Genomic DNA, 15,075 nt, shown 5'->3' with positions numbered 1-15,075 from the left:
ATGTCGTACCTTTGCGAAACCACTGGGCCCTCACCTCAGTGAGCGATGCGCCACGCTACAGGAGGTTGCTGGCTTCGCTTTTCTCCTCACCCGCGACGCAGGCCCCCAAAATCTGGATAATGGCGGCCATCGCGTAGCCGTCAGACTGGCGTGCTGGCGCCCACACTCTTCACAGCGGTGCATCGTTCATGGAAATCAAGGTCAACTTTCTCGACAACCTGAGGCTCGAGGCGAAATTCGACGACTTCACGGTCATCACCGATCAGCCCATCCGCTACAAGGGTGATGGGTCGGCGCCGAGCCCGTTCGACTACTTCCTGGCGTCGTCGGCGCTGTGCGCGGCGTACTTCGTGAAGGTGTACTGCGTGGCGCGGGACATCCCGACCGAGAACATCCGCCTGTCGCAGAACAACATCGTCGACCCGGAGAACCGCTACAACCAGATCTTCAAGATCCAGGTGGAGCTGCCGGAAGACCTCTCCGACAAGGACCGCCAGGGCATCCTGCGCTCCATCGAGCGTTGCACGGTGAAGAAGGTCGTCCAGACCGGCCCGGGCTTCGAGATCGAGACGGTCGACAACCTCGACGAGGATGCTCAGGCATTGCTGATGGCGGAGCCGCCGGAAGGGCAGAGCACCTGGATCGAAGGCAAGGACCTGCCGCTGGAGCAGACCATCGCCAACATGACGGGCCTGCTGAATGATCTCGGCATGAAGATCGAGATCGCCTCCTGGCGCAACATTGTGCCGCACGTCTGGTCGCTGCACATTCGTGATGCCGCCTCGCCGATGTGCTTCACCAACGGCAAGGGCTCGACCAAGGAGAGCGCACTGTGCTCGGCCCTGGGTGAGTTCATCGAGCGTCTGAGCTGCAACTTCTTCTACAACGATCAGTTCTTCGGCGAAGCCATCGCTGACAGCGAGTTCGTGCACTACCCGAACGAGAAGTGGTTCCAGCCGGGCCCGAACGACGAGATCCCGGAAGGCGTGCTGGACGATTACTGTCTCGAGATCTTCAATCCGGACGGCGAGCTGGGTGGTTCCAACCTGATCGACACCAATTCCGGCCGTGCGGACCGTGGCATCGTGTCCCTGCCGTTCACTCGTCGCTCGGACGGTGAGACGATCTACTTCCCGTCCAACCTGATCGAGAACCTGTATCTCAGCAACGGCATGAGCGCCGGCAACACACTGCCGGAAGCCCAGGTGCAGTGTCTGTCCGAAATCTTCGAGCGCGCGGTGAAGCGCGAGATTCTCGAGCAGGAACTGACGCTGCCGGACGTGCCGCAGGAGGTGCTGGCCAAGTACCCGCAGATCGTCGAGGGCATCGAGGCGCTGGAAGCCCAGGGCTTCCCGATTCTGGTCAAGGATGCCTCGCTGGGCGGCCAATTCCCGGTGGCCTGCGTCACGCTGATGAACCCCAAGACCGGCGGTGTCTTCGCCTCCTTCGGTGCGCACCCGAGCTTTGAAGTCGCCGTCGAGCGCAGCCTGACCGAGCTGATGCAGGGCCGCAGCTTCGAAGGGCTCAACGACTTCATGCCGCCGACCTTCAATTCGCTGGCCGTCTCCGAGCCGAACAACTTCGTCGAGCACTTCATCGACTCCTCGGGCCTCGTTTCCTGGCGCTTCTTCAGCTCGAAGACCGACATCGAGTTCGTCGAGTGGGACTTCTCCGGCAGCAATGAAGAAGAAGTCGCCAACCTGTTCGGTATCCTCGATGAGATCGGCAAGGAGTCCTACATGGCGGTGCACGAGGATCTTGGCGCGCCGGTGTGCCGTATCCTGGTGCCGGGCTATTCCGAGGTCTATCCGGTCGAGGACCTGGTGTGGGACAACACCAACATGGCGCTGGATTACCGCGAGGACATCCTCAATCTGCATCGTCTCGACGACGATCAGCTGGCGGACCTGGGCGAGCGTCTCGAAGAGAGCCAGCTTGATGAGCACATGGACATCAAGACGCTGATCGGCATCGAGTTCGACGAGAACACCATCTGGGGTCAGCTGACGATTCTCGAGCTGAAACTGATGATCAATCTCGCGCTGGGTCAGCACGAGGATGCGCTGGATCGTGTCGAGATGTTCCTGCAGTACAACGACAATACCGTCGTGCGCGGCCTCTATTATCAGGCCATGAAGGCGGTGCTGGAGATTACCCTCGACGATGAGCTGGAGCTTGAGGACTACCTCTACAACTTCCGCCGCATGTTCGGTGAAGACACCATGGCTGCCGTGGTCGGCTCCGTGCAGGGTGAGGTGCGCTTCCATGGTCTGGAGCCCACCAACATGCAGCTGGAAGGGCTGGATCGCCATCTGCGTCTGATCGAAAGCTGCCAGAAGCTGCACGCCCATCGTGCTGCCCTGGCGGCCAAACAGGCCTGATGCTCGCTTGCTGAGTCCTGTGGCACGACCCGTGGCACGACCTGCGGCATGAAAAGAACGGCCCCTCACCGAATGGTGAGGGGCCGTTTTCGTTTCCGGGTGTTTGGGTGCGCGTACCAGTGGCTCAGGCCAGGACCTGCTATCCCTGTGCCAGACGCTGACAGCATTCGATGATCTGCTCGCGGATCCAGCGGTGCGCCGGGTCCTTCTGATAGCGGCGATGCCAGCTCAAGTGGAAGGGGAAGGAGGCGAAGGCGACGGGTGGCGCCACACGGGTGACGGCGAACTGACGACAGAAGTGCTGGCATAGCCCGGTGGGCAGGCTCGCGATCAGTGGCGAGCGCTCCAGCAGGGAGGGCACGGCCATGAAGTAGGTGACCGCCAGGGCTACCTCACGCTTGAGCCCCTGGCCCTCGAGCTGCTTGAAGATGCCGCTTTTCAGGCGGGTATGGGGTTGCACCAGCACATGGGCGTGCTGCTCGAAGTCCGCCTTTGTCATGCGGCCTTCATCATCCAGACGCTCCAATAGCGGATGGCCGTTGCCGACCAGACAATCGATGCCTTCCGTGATCACCTCCCTGACCACCAGATTCTCGGGCGGATCGACCTGACGCCCGAAGGCGAGGTCCGTCGTGCCGCTCATCACGCCGGCCTCGCTCATGTCCTGCGAGAGGCGGAGTACCTGAAGGGTGATGCCCGGCGCCTGTTCACGCAGGATCGTCGCCAGTTGCGGCAGTATCAGCACCTCGAAGTAATCGTTGGCGGCGATCTCGAAATGACGGCCTTCGGTGGTGTGGTCGAAGTGCCGCTCGCTGTTGATCAGACCATCGAGGTCGGTCAGCGCCGCCTCGATGGTCGGGAACAGGTGGTCGGCCTTCTCGGTAGGGCGCATGCGCTGGCGGTCGCGGATGAACAGCGGGTCATTGAACAGCTCGCGCAGCCTGGAAAGCGCCGCGCTCACCGAGGGCTGACTCAGGTGCAGACGCTCGCCGGCGCGGGTGACGTTCTGCTCGAGATACAGCGCATGGAAGGTGCGCAGGAGGTTGAGGTCGTAGTTGAGCTTCATGATGACTACCAGAGCAGGCGGAGTATCTCGGCTGCACTCGGGCGAGTGAGCACTATTTGTCTGGATGATAGCAGCTATCTGCACTATCGATTATCACGATGGCGAGCTCAGGCGGTAGGGTAGTGATCAAGCATGACGAGTGATCAGAACACGTCGAGTGATCCAAGCGACCCTCAGGAGTGAGCCATGAATGATGTGAAGCGGACACAAGTCGAAGGGGAAAAGATCGTGCTGATCACCGGTGCCTCCAGCGGTATCGGTGAGGCCACCGCACGTACACTGGTCAAGGCCGGGCACAAGGTCGTCGCGACTGCCCGTCGCAAGGAGCGCCTCGATGCGCTCGTTGATGAACTGGGCAACGACAAGGTGCTGGCGATCGCCGCCGATGCGACGGACTACGATCAGCTCGCCAAGGTCGTCGAGCAGGCCGTCGCTCATCATGGGCGTCTGGATGTGGCATTCGCCAATGCCGGCACCGGCGTCAGCCAGCCAGGCACCGAGAATGGCGATCCCGAAGAGTGGAAGCGAGTCGTCGACATCAATATCAATGCGCTGCTGTGGACCGCCCACGCGACCCTGCCGCATCTGAGAGAGAGCAAAGGTCACTTCATCCTCACCAGCTCCGTGGCCGGCCGCGCCAACCATGCGGGCTCCATCTACAGCTCCAGCAAGTGGTTCGCCTACGGCTTCGGGCAGAACCTGGCAATGGAAATGGCCGAGTGGCAAGGCCGCTGCACCACCATCACCCCGGGCATGGTCAATACCGCCTTCTTCGACCAGCCCAAGCCGGACAAGCTGGACCCGCAGGATGTGGCGGATGCCGTGCTCTACGCCATCAGCGCCTCGCCGCGTGCCAATATCCGCGAAGTGCATCTGATGCCAACTTACTGATCTGGCAAGCCAGGCCTTTCACAGCTGATCTGCTACAACGGATGAGCATGGCCATCTTGAGCTGAGCGACATGCACACTATTTATCTCAATGATAGTGGCTATCCGGACTATCGATTATGACGATGATGATTAGAGCAGTAGGCTTGATTCAACACAGGGCAAGCACCATTTAGTGACCATCACGTGGTGACCATCACGTCGCCGACATCTTTCGTGAAGTGACCATTGCGGGCTATCCCGCACGTAGAGGAGAGCAACATGAGCAAGGTTCTGGTAGTAGTGACCTCCCACGATACGCTGGGTGACACGGGCAAGAAGACGGGCTTCTGGCTGGAAGAGCTGGCGGCTCCCTACTACGTCATGAAGGACGCCGGCATCGAGGTGACGCTGGCCTCTCCCAAGGGCGGTCAGCCGCCGCTGGACCCGGCAAGCCAAGGCGAGGATTTCCAGACGGATGCCACGCGTCGCTTCGACAAGGATGCCGCTGCTCAGCAGGATCTCGCCACCACCGCCGTACTGGCAGACATGAAGGTCGAAGACTTCGACGCCATCTTCTACCCGGGCGGCCACGGTCCGCTGTGGGACCTGACCAACGACGCGGATTCCATCCGTCTGATCGAGCAGTTCCATGCGGCTGGCAAGCCGGTCAGCTCCGTCTGCCACGCCCCGGCAGTGCTGCTGAACGCCCGCAAGCCTGATGGCACTCCCTTCGTGGATGGCGTGCGTGTCACCGGCTTCACCAATGGCGAAGAAGAAAGCGTCGGTCTCACCAATGTCGTGCCGTTCCTGGTCGAAGATGCCTTGCAGCAGAAAGGCGGCATCTATGAGAAGAAGGCCGATTTCACCTCCTTCGCGATCCAGGATGGCCTGATCATCACCGGTCAGAATCCGATGTCTTCCGAAGGTGTCGCCGAGTTGCTGATCGACAGCCTCAAGAAGTAAGTCGGCGAGTGCAGGCTCCATGAAAAACCCCGCGACCGGGTCACCGGTCGCGGGGTTTTTGTCTATCAGGCGGGACTCATCTGCGCTCGTCCGGTCCAGCTGTCCGGGCCATTGGAATGAGCTCTTGAAATGAGCCATTGCAGCGAGCCAGCAGAACGAGCCAGCCGTCATCAGCCCTTCGCGGCTTCTGCGGCACGTGACAGCTCGGCGATATAGGCATCCAGCACTGCCGGCATCGAGAGCGGTGTCGGGTTGGCCGCCGTGCCCATCGGGTCATTCTCCAGCAGGATGACCCTGTCATTGCTGAAGGTAGGCAGGTCATTGTCCGCGAGGTGCTGGTTGAGGCGCTCGATCAGCGCCTGGCCGCCATAGGTCAGGAGGATATCGACGTCGGCCAGTTCCGCCAGTTGCTGCGGGGGCACCCGCCCGCCGATCTTGCCGTCGCTGGCACTTGCCGACACGAAGGACGGGGAGGTCAGCCCCAGCTCGGCAAGGAAGCGCAGCCGAGTATCGTTGTCGTTGTAGAAGGCGATCCGGGTCGGATCTTCGGGATCGATATAGCGCAGAATGATCGCCGATTTGCCCTGGATCTCCGGATGGCTTGCGACATTCTCGGCGACCTGCGCCTCGAGACGCTCGATCAGCGCTTCGCCCTCGGCAGCCATGCCCATGCCGGCACTGTCGAGGCGAATCATGTCACGCCAGCTGGAAGACCAGCGCGGGCCCGGGCGAGCCACCACGGGGGCTATCTCGCTGAGTCTTGCATAATCGTCTTCGCTCAATCCTGAGTAGGCAGCGAGAATGACATCCGGTTTGCTCGCTGCCAGTGCCTCGATATCGGGGGTTCTGCCATCCTCACGCAACACAGAGGCATCCCCGCCCAAGGCCTCGAGACGTGTCTTGACCCACGGCATCATGCCGTCGCCATCATCATCTCCGAACCCCTGGCGGGGGAAGCCCACCGGCACGACGCCCAGTGCCAACGGCACTTCATGATTGGCCCAGGCGACGGTGGCGATACGTTGGGGCTTATTCTCGATGACGGTGGTGCCGAAAGCATGCTGGATCGTGAGTGGATACTGAGCCGTTGTCTCGGTGACATCTCGGGCAGGCGAGGAGGTGTGGGTGTCAGCCTGTGAAGAGTGTGACTCGTGTGCCTGGGCGGCAGGCATGAAACAAGTGGCCATGACGGCCAGGCCAATGGCGCAGGAAAGTCGCGTGCGTCGCAAGGGAGAATCCTTTTGTGATCGTGTCGCGGTGAATACCGCCATCAAGATGAGACCAGACAGACCCTGTCGGTGAGGGCCTGTCTGGTCGTCGGATACAGAGAAGGTTCCTACAGGGAATGCTCGACTCAGAAGTCGTAGGTCATGCTTAGCAACGCACTACGCGGCGCGCCGTACAGGTACTGGCTGTAGAAGCCCTGCTGCGTGTAGTACTCCTCATCGAAGAGGTTGGACACGTTGAGCTGGGTGCTGAAGTTGTCATTGAAGCGATAGCGCGCCATGGCGTTGGCGAGGAAGACATCGCCTTGGCCGACCTTGGCGGTACCGGTGGGCGTGTCGGTCTCCTTGTAGGTATCCCCCTGCCAGGTGCCGCCGGCGCCCAGGGTCAGGCGTGACCAGTCGCCGGGCAGCTGCCAGGTGGCATAGACCTTGGCCTGCTGGCGCGGATAGCTGGTATTGAGCTGGGTGCCATCGGAGTCCTCGGCATCCACCAGTGCGTAGCTGGCGGAGAGGTTGATGCCCGGCGCGACTTCACCGGCCACTTCCAGCTCGAAGCCTTCGACCACGGCACCGTCTGACTCGGTATAGGCCTGATCGGTGGTGCCTTCGACATAGACGCCCGGAATCTCGACGGCCAGATTGTCCTGCTCGCTGCGGAAGACGGCGAAGGACACGTCGGCGCGGTCATCGAACAGCTCGGCCTTCAGGCCCGCTTCATAGCTGGTGCCTTCCAGCGGGTCGAGCAGGGCGCCATCGGGGGCACGCTCACTCTGGGTGTTGAAGATCTGCGTATAGCTCGTGTAGGCGGTGAGGTTGTCGGTGATATCGACGATCAGGCCGGCATAGGGCGTGAACTCGTCGTTGTACTCGTAGCTGCGCTCACCGCGATAGTCCTGGTCGATCTCCCAATCCGTCAGGCGGGCACCGAGGATCAAGTGCACGGGGTCTGCCAGCGAGAAACGCGTGACGGCGTAGAAGCCTTCCTGCTGGGTCTCGGTGTCGTCCGTCAGGCCCCACTCGCCCCATTCGGGCTCGGCCAGTGCCGGGTCGTCACGATCAGTGAAGCTGCCCAGCGCCGGTACGCTGCCCGCCGGGGTGCGGCTCCAGATCTCGTACTCTTCCTTGAGCTGCATGTAGCCGAAGCCCAGCTGGTGCTCACGGCCAAACAGCTCGAAGGGGCCCTCGGCACTCAGGTTGAGATTCTTCTGGGTGCGGTCCCCGCGGTAGTCGACCAGATAGGAGGCCGTTGGCACCTGGCGATTGGTGTCGTAGTAGAGGATGCCGTTGTCACGATCCACATAGCCGCCACGGTAGTTGTAGGTCAGGCCGTAGTTGGCATCGCCATGACTATAGGCGGCGGTCGCCTTCCAGCCGTTGGAGAAGTAGTGGGTCAGGTCGGCGAAGCCGCGCGTATTCTCGGTGAAGAAGTGCGCCCACTCGGTGTTGTTGGCGGTCGACTGATCGAAGTCGGTGCGCGTGCCGTCGGTGTAGTAGAGCGGCACGCCCAGATAGGCACCGTCCTGGTCGTAGCGCTGATACTCGACCCCGACGTTCAGCTCGGTGTCCGGCGTCAATTCAGCGGCGATCACGCCGTAGAGGGTCTCGCGGTCATTCTCGACATCATCCATGAAGCTGTCGGAGCGGTCCTTGGCGGCCACGAAGCGCACGCCGACCTTGCCGGCATCATCCAGCGGCGTGCTGACATCCACCACGCCACGTCGTCGGTCCCAGCTGCCGACAGCGCCTGTCACGCTGGCCGCGGCTTCGTCCAGCGGCTTCTTGCGCACGAAGTTGACGGTGGCGGAGGGGTCGCCGACGCCTGTCATCAGGCCGGTGGCCCCGCGGACCACCTCGACGCGATCATAGATGGCGGTGTCCCACTCGGCGTCGCCGAACGGCCAGAAGCCGCTGGTGTTGCTCTGTTGGCCATCGAACTGGAAATTGCGGATGGTATAGCCGCGCGACTGGAAGCTGGCGCGTGTGCCATCGAGGCGATTGGAGGATACGCCCGGCAGGCGCTTGACGGCTTCAGTGGTGCTGGTCAGCGCCTCGTCGTCCAGCTGTTGGCGGGTCAGAAAGCTGACAGACTGCGGTGTCTCGCGCGGCGACAGCGTCAGGCCATTGGCACTGGTGCTGGAGCCGACCGTGTACGCCTGTGTCTCTTCTGTAGTGCCGGTTTGTGCTTCGCCGACGATGGTCATCGACTCAAGCGTGCGAGTCTCATCCGCGAAGGCGGTGGCACTGAGCAGTGAGGAGGTCGCGAGCGCAATGGAGAGGGCGAGTGGTGAGCGGGTGAAACCTGGACGGCGGAGTGAGTGAGCCAAGACTGTGTTCCCTGATTGTTTATAATAATCATTATTATTTACCCGCTGGCGGCACTTTTGTTTTGCGAAATGCCAGACACGCTTTGCGGGATGCCAAGAATGAAAATTTCGGGGAACTTCATGAGCCCGGCGTGATGCTATCGGGTGATGGGGCTGGTCATGCGGCAGGCCAGAGACAGCTACGGGGCCACTCATACAGGCCACGCGTTCCACGCATGCAAGCGTCATACTGAAACGCCCCGCGACCGTTCATCCGGTCGCGGGGCGTTTGGTTTCAGGCCTGTTGCTCCTGGGCTATCGCTCTTTAGCTTGTGGTGCAGGGCAGCTGAGGGTTTTGGATCAGGGGTTACGGCGCGCTCACTCGCGCTCCACCCACGCCTTCCAGCCGCCGTATTCGCTGATGTCCGTCATCGGTACGCCGCTGTCAGCGGAGACCGAGCAGATGAAGCCCGCGACCCAGCGGCCATCTTCGAGTTCGATCTGGCCCAGGCCCAGCGGGAAGGGGATGCCAGCGAGGAAGCTGCCGACACTGGCGATGGGCAGCGACCAGACCTCCAGCGCGATGCTGGTACCGTCTTGCGGGGCGCGTAGCATGGCCGGTTTGGCGGGTGTCGCATCGTCCAGCTGATAGAGGCGGTAGCGGGGGGCGCTGTGAGTGCGCGCGACCAGGCGTGCATCGCGCTGGGTGAGCTGGTGATTGAGCGGCATGCCAGTGAGATGTGCGCCGCAGACGGCGATCTCGAGGCGGCCATTCTGCGCCATCGGCAGATCGCTGTCGGCGAGACGTGCCTGGGGGCGGGCGACCGCGCTGGCCCCCAGCGGCAGCGCGAATTCCTTCTCGAGCAGCCGGGCGATGCTGAGCAGTTGCAGGTCTTCGAAGGCGGGCGCGAACAGCGTCACGCCGCCGGGCAGGCCTTGGCTGTTGAAGCCGACCGGCACGGCCAGTGCGCTCAGGTCCAGCAGGTTCATGAAGTTGGTCCAGGTGCCCAGCTCCGAATTGACCGCGATCGGCGCCTCGGCCAGTTCCGCCTTGGTGGGCAGACGCGGGGTAGTCGGCGCCAGCATCACGTCCACCTGCGCCAGCAGCGCCTCGGCCTGACGGCGGTATTCGGCCAGCTGATAGCGGGCATCGAAGGCATCCACCGCCAGCGGCGAGGCGCCGCCGAGGGTGATCTCGCGGGTCACCGGATGCAGCGCCTCGGGATTGCGCTCGATCAGCTCGCGCACCGCGTGATAACGCTCCGCCACCCAGGGGCCTTCATACAGCAGTCGCGCGGCGGCCAGCAGCGGGCTGCAATCCAGCTCGACCAGCTCGGCTCCCAGTGCCTTGCACTGACGAATTGCCGCTTCCATGTAGCCGCTGTAATCGGCATCGGTGTGCCACTGGGTACGCGGCGGCACGCCGATACGCAGGCCGGCAAGGTCCGGCAGCACACCATAGGCCTGGCCGTGAACGGCGAAGTCATGCTCGCGCGCCCAGCGGTTGTCGGCATCGAACTGTGCGGTGACTGACAGCACCTGCGCGGCATCATCGCAGCCCAGCGCGAAGATGGAGATGGTATCCAGGGTGGCGCAGGCCGGTACCACACCGCCCGCGCTGAGCAGGCCGAGCGTCGGCTTCACGCCCACCAGATTGTTGAAACAGGCCGGCACCCGACCGGAGCCCGCCGTGTCCGTGCCCAGCGCGAAGCTGACCTGGCCCTGGGCGGTGACGACGGCGGAGCCACTGCTGGAGCCACCCGGCACATAGGCGGGGTCGAAGGCGTTGGCCGGGGTGCCGTAGACCGGCAGGGCGCGCTCACCGACCAGCCCGGTGGCGAACTGGTCCAGATTGGTCTTGCCCATCGGGATGGCGCCGGCCGCGATCAGCTGCTTGACCACGAAGGCGTCATCGTCTGGCGTATAGGCGAATTCCGGGCAACCGGCGGTGGTGGTCACGCCGGCGAGATCGATGTTGTCCTTGATCGCGAAGGGAATGCCGTAGAGCGGCAGCGACTCGGGCGCCACGGCGTCCAGACGCGCCAGATAGGGCTCCAGCTCATCCACGCTCAGGCGAGTGATCCAGGCGGCGTCCTGCTCAAATTGCGCGGCCAGCAGTTCATTCACCAGTTGGCGCGGCGTCAGTTCACCGGACTGATAGGCCTTGCTCAGCGCCGTGATGCTCAGATTGTGCGGGGTATGGGTCATCATCACAGCGTCTCCTCGGAGGACAGGGTCGATTGGGCGTTGTCTGGTGCGCTGGCATCAGCTGTGTCAGTGGCTTCCACGGCGGTCGACAGCACGATCAGCGGCTGGCCGGGGGCGACGCCACTGCCTTCCTTGATCGGCAGGCGCACGACGCGGCCTGCAGCGTGGGAGCGAATCTCGACTTCCATCTTCATCGACTCGACCAGCGCCACCACCTGGCCGGCCTCGACGATATCGCCCTCGGCGACTTCCAGTTTCCACAGGCTGCCGGTGACCGGCGTGTCGATGCCCAGCTCGTCATCGCTCAGGCTATCGGCTTCCTGCACCTCGTTGATCTGGTCCTCGAAGGTGAACTGGCCGCGCGCATGCCAGTCGTCGATTTCCTGCTGGAAGGCCGCCTGACGGCGTTCACGGAAGGCATCGGTCTCGGCCTGATGCTCGGCGATCTGGGCCTGATAATCGGCGAGACGGAAGCGGGTCTTCTCGATCTTGAGGTCGTAGCGTCCCTGGGGATGGTCACGACGGATCTGTTCGAGCGCCTCGTGGCTGACTGGGTGGAAGCGCAGCTGATCGAACACGCGCAGCAGCCACGGGCTGGTGAAGTGTTCGGTACGGCGATAGCGATTCCACATCTGCAGCGTGCGACCGACGAACTGATAGCCGCCGGGGCCTTCCATGCCGTACACGCACAGATAGGCGCCGCCGATGCCCACCGAGTTCTCGGCGGTCCAGGTGCGTGCCGGGTTGTACTTGGTGGTCACCAGACGCTGGCGCGGGTCCAGTGGCGTTGCCACCGGCGCGCCGAGATAGACATCGCCGAGGCCCATCACCAGATAGCGCGCATTGAGCACGATCTCGCGCACCGCGGCCTCATCGGCGAGGCCGTTGATGCGGCGGATGAACTCCAGGTTGCTCGGGCACCAGGGCGCGTCCGGGCGCACCGAGCGCTGGTACTTGTCGATGGCCTGCTGACACGCCGGGTCATCCCAGGACAGCGGCAGATGCACGGTGCGTGCCTCGATCTCGATGTCCTCGACATCCTTGAGCGCGACCTCGGCCTGTTCGAGGTGCGTCATCAGCGTGGCGAGCGTCAGGCTGCGCGGGTCGTAGTGCAGTTGCAGCGAGCGGATGCCCGGGGTCATCTCCATCAGCCCGGGCAGCGGATGCTCCTTGAGCCACAGCATCCAGGCATGGGCGCGGAAGCGCAGCGCGATATCCAGTTCCATCTGGCCGAATTCGATCAGCAGGAAGTCATCGCCGGCGCGGCGATAGACGATCTGCTCGCCGCCTTGCTCGGCGCTGAGGCGCTTGAGCACCGGCGAGTCATCGGGACGCGGACGTTGCTCGGCGATATCGCTCAGCGTGGCAATGCCGCTCAGTGTGTTGCTGGTCGCCGCCAGAGGTGACTCAAGTGCGTCGAGCTGGCCATTGGCGAGGGCCGCGATCACGGCATCCTGCTGCACCTCGATTGTGCGGGCTTCCTCCAGAGTCAGCGCGACGAAGCGGATGCGATCGCCGGCGGCTAGCTGGCCCAGCTTCCAGCGTTCGGCGCGCACCACGGTGGCCGGGCACACGAAGCCGCCCAGTGACGGGCCGTCCGGGCCGAGGATGACCGGCATGTCGCCGGTGAAGTCGATGGTGCCGAAGGCATAGGCGTTGTCGTGGATGTTGGAGGGATGCAGACCGGCCTCGCCGCCGTCGGCGCGTGCCCACTGCGGACGCGGACCGATCAGGCGCACGCCGGTGCGGCTGGAGTTGTAGTGCACTTCCCAGCGGTGGCCGAAGAAGGTGCTGATGTCGTCTTCGGTGAAGAAGTCCGGCGCACCGTGCGGACCGTAGAGCACGCCGATCTGCCATTCGCGGCCCGTTGTCTTGCCTTGTTCCTTCTTGCCTTGATCATCATCGATGATGCTGGCGCCCTGCGGAATCAGCGCCTCGGGCAGCTGGGTCAGGGCGGGCTTGTGGCACTCGGCGAGATCCGCCAGCGGCAGGGTGTCGCCACTGCGCAGCGCACGTCCGGCATGGCCGCCGAACTGACCGAGGGTGAAGGTCGCACGCGAGCCCAGATACTGCGGGCAGTCGATGCCACCGGCGATCAGCAGATAGCTGCGCGCGCCGGCGGCGACCTTGCCCAGGCTCAGGGTGCTGCCAGCGGCGATCTCGTGCACCTGCCACAGGGCAAGCTCGTGAGTCGCCAAGTTAGCGGAGCTGGCGTCAGATGCTGAAACGGACAGCGTGGCGGGCATGGGCGCACCGGCCAGCACCACGCGCGTGGCACGATTGAAGTGCAGCGTCGGGCCATTGAGGGTGATCTCGAGACCTGCGGCATCGGCGGCGTTGCCCAGCAGCGCATTGCCGAGTCGGAAGGCGTAGTCATCGAAGGGGCCGGAGGGCGGCACGCCCACATCCCAGTGGCCCTGGCGACCCGGCATGTCCTGCACGGTGGTCAGGGTACCGGGAGCGATCACTTCAAAGGTCGGCGCGTCCCATTCGAGGCCTTCCAGCCAGCGGGTGTAGATCTCGACATTGAAAAAGCGCGGGTCTTCCAGCAGGTGCGACAGCCACTGGCGGTTGGTCTCGATGCCATAGAGGCGAGAGGCCGCAAGCGCATTGGAGAGATCGCCACGCGCCTGCTCGCGGGTCGGGGCGTGCACCATCACCTTGGCCAGCATCGGGTCGAACCAGGCGGGGACCTCGAAACCGGCCTCGATGGAGTGATCCACTCGCAGCTGGCTGCCCTCGGTGAGGGCGGCGGTCACGGCGTCATTGGCGAACTCCACCTCGGTGAGCAGGCCGCTTGAGGGGCGGAAGTCGTGCTGTGGATTCTCGGCATAGACGCGTGCCTGCATGGCGTGGCCACGCGGCGTGAGCGGGGCGACCAGCTCGCGCAGACTGCCCAGTTCACCGGCGCCCAGCTTGAGCATCCAGGCGACGATGTCCACGCCCCATACAAGCTCGGTGACGCCGTGCTCGACCTGCAGGCGGGTATTGACCTCCAGGAAGTAGAAGGCCTGACGCTCGGCGTCATAGATGAATTCTACGGTACCGGCGCTGCGGTAATTGACGGCTTCGCCCAGGCGGATGGCGGTGGCGATCATGTCTTCGCGAACGCGCTTTGGCAGGTCGGGGGCCGGGCATTCCTCGATGACCTTCTGGTGGCGGCGCTGACTGGAGCAGTCGCGCTCCCCCAGCGCGATCACCGTGCCTTCACCATCACCGAACAGCTGCACCTCCAGATGGCGGGCGCGGGCAATATACGCCTCGAGGAAGACGCCGCCATCCCCGAAGTTGCGCTCGCCCAGCCCCTTGACCGAATCGAAGGCGCGGCTGAGGGAGGCTTCGTCGTCACAGACCTGCATGCCGATGCCGCCGCCGCCGGCGGTGGACTTGAGCATCACCGGATAGCCGATACGTGCGGCCTCGCTCAGTGCGCTCTCGACGTCGTCGAGCAGGCCGGTACCGGGTACCAGCGGTACGCCGGCATTCTCGGCGATGGTACGCGCCTCGTGCTTGAGGCCGAAGGCGTGGATCTGCTCGACGGTCGGGCCGAGGAAGACCAGGCCGGCGGCGTCACAGGCCTGAATGAAGCGGGTGTTCTCGGACAGGAATCCGTAGCCCGGATGGACGGCCTGGGCGCCGCTCTCGTGGGCGATGGCGATCAGCTTGTCGATGTCGAGATAGGTCTCGGCGGCGGCACCTTCGCCGAGGCAGTAGGCTTCATCGGCGTCGCGCACGAAGGGGGATTCACGATCGGCTTCTGCGTGGACGGCGACGCTCTGGACACCGAGGGCACGCAGTGTGCGCTGGATTCGGGTGGCGATGGCGCCACGGTTGGCAATCAGGACCTTGTGGAACATGACGGAGTCATCCTTCCGGCGGCGGGTCGTCCCGCCTTCAAACTGTGAGCTGCCGGTCGTCCGGTAGCCGGGCGGAGCCTTGAGGGCTGACGAGTGATGCAGAAGAGATGACATCGTCAGGTGTGGCTCGGCCGTGTCTTGTCGTATTCGAATGCTTCGGTGCAGCTTTACGGCTCAGCTCGGCGGCTCAGCTCAGTGGA

8 protein-coding genes are annotated in these 15,075 nt (G+C 63.5%); 3 read left to right on the top strand and 5 right to left on the bottom strand.

Annotated elements, in window-relative coordinates; translation table 11 throughout:
• Positions 1–188: 188 nt before the first annotated feature.
• The gene (locus NH396_RS03915; protein ID WP_253061837.1) at positions 189–2,381 is read left to right on the top strand and encodes an OsmC domain/YcaO domain-containing protein; all 2,193 of its coding nucleotides are present in this window, start codon (positions 189–191) and stop codon (positions 2,379–2,381) included.
• Positions 2,382–2,520: 139 nt separating this feature from the next.
• On the opposite strand, the gene NH396_RS03910 is transcribed toward NH396_RS03915, so the two are convergent.
• The gene (locus NH396_RS03910) at positions 2,521–3,447 is read right to left on the bottom strand and encodes a LysR substrate-binding domain-containing protein (RefSeq protein ID WP_253061835.1); all 927 of its coding nucleotides are present in this window, start codon (positions 3,445–3,447) and stop codon (positions 2,521–2,523) included.
• Positions 3,448–3,633: 186 nt separating this feature from the next.
• Between NH396_RS03910 and NH396_RS03905 the strand changes: the two genes are divergently transcribed.
• Both NH396_RS03905 and NH396_RS03900 read left to right on the top strand, forming a co-directional pair.
• A complete protein-coding gene (locus tag NH396_RS03905) occupies positions 3,634–4,338 on the top strand; it encodes an SDR family oxidoreductase (RefSeq protein ID WP_253061833.1) in 705 nt (234 codons plus the stop codon).
• 259 nt (positions 4,339–4,597) lie between these two features.
• The gene (locus NH396_RS03900; RefSeq protein ID WP_176676848.1) at positions 4,598–5,281 is read left to right on the top strand and encodes a type 1 glutamine amidotransferase domain-containing protein; all 684 of its coding nucleotides are present in this window, start codon (positions 4,598–4,600) and stop codon (positions 5,279–5,281) included.
• A 170-nt stretch (positions 5,282–5,451) separates the two neighbouring features.
• Here NH396_RS03900 and NH396_RS03895 read toward each other — a convergent pair whose 3' ends face one another.
• From NH396_RS03895 to uca, 4 genes are all read right to left on the bottom strand, one after another.
• Positions 5,452–6,453 carry an ABC transporter substrate-binding protein gene (locus tag NH396_RS03895; protein WP_253061831.1) on the bottom strand — a complete coding sequence of 334 codons (1,002 nt, stop codon included), beginning with the start codon at positions 6,451–6,453 and terminating at the stop codon, positions 5,452–5,454.
• Between the two features lie 182 nt (positions 6,454–6,635).
• Complete coding sequence (locus NH396_RS03890) at positions 6,636–8,831, bottom strand: TonB-dependent siderophore receptor (RefSeq protein WP_253061829.1); 2,196 nt, start codon at positions 8,829–8,831, stop codon at positions 6,636–6,638.
• Positions 8,832–9,188: 357 nt separating this feature from the next.
• On the bottom strand, positions 9,189–11,021 hold the full coding sequence (atzF, locus tag NH396_RS03885) for an allophanate hydrolase (protein ID WP_253061827.1): 1,833 nt from the start codon (positions 11,019–11,021) through the stop codon (positions 9,189–9,191).
• Complete coding sequence (gene uca, locus NH396_RS03880; protein WP_253061825.1) at positions 11,021–14,875, bottom strand: urea carboxylase; 3,855 nt, start codon at positions 14,873–14,875, stop codon at positions 11,021–11,023. Before uca ends, atzF begins: the two co-directional genes overlap by 1 nt.
• Positions 14,876–15,075 lie beyond the last annotated feature (200 nt).

Source organism: Cobetia sp. Dlab-2-AX (assembly GCF_024124625.1).
Classification (GTDB): Bacteria; Pseudomonadota; Gammaproteobacteria; order Pseudomonadales; family Halomonadaceae; genus Cobetia.
The sequence above is the reverse complement of the archived record's forward strand: the minus strand, read 5'-3'. Positions and strand labels throughout refer to the sequence as shown.